Annotated in this window: 1 protein-coding gene; it reads right to left on the bottom strand. The window is 58.8% G+C overall.

Going from position 1 to position 262, the window contains the following annotated elements; all coding sequences use genetic code 11:
* Positions 1–104 precede the first annotated feature (104 nt).
* The gene (locus G3A47_RS24500; protein ID WP_350339440.1) at positions 105–251 is read right to left on the bottom strand and encodes an AraC family transcriptional regulator; all 147 of its coding nucleotides are present in this window, start codon (positions 249–251) and stop codon (positions 105–107) included.
* Positions 252–262: the final 11 nt, after the last annotated feature.

The raw sequence follows: 262 nt of genomic DNA, 5'->3' as shown, positions 1-262 counted from the left end.
TCAGGGGACGCTTGGAATGACACCCAGTCCGGCATTTGCCCGACTGACACAATGTGTGCCGAAAAGATTACAGTGTGTCGTAATGTATCGCCAGGACTCAACAGTCAAGGATTGTCAAGCGCAGGGGATCCGTGGCGGCTGCCGCCGCTTGCGCCGCGGCCGAGATACTGCGAAGGCGCGAGTCCGAAGCGTCTTTGAAATGCCTTGGAAAGCTGCGCCTCCGAACGGAACCCCGTGGCCCTGGCCAACATCTTGAGCGATT

The sequence above is a fragment of the Flavobacterium poyangense genome (assembly GCF_011751075.1).
GTDB classification, from domain to species: Bacteria; Bacteroidota; Bacteroidia; order Flavobacteriales; family Flavobacteriaceae; genus Flavobacterium; species Flavobacterium poyangense.
The sequence above is the reverse complement of the archived record's forward strand: the minus strand, read 5'-3'. Positions and strand labels throughout refer to the sequence as shown.

What these genes read in the sequence shown, in the direction of transcription:
- G3A47_RS24500 (WP_350339440.1), bottom strand. Translation starts at nt 251, where the DNA reads ATGTTGGCCAGGGCCACGGGGTTCCGTTCGGAGGCGCAGCTTTCCAAG.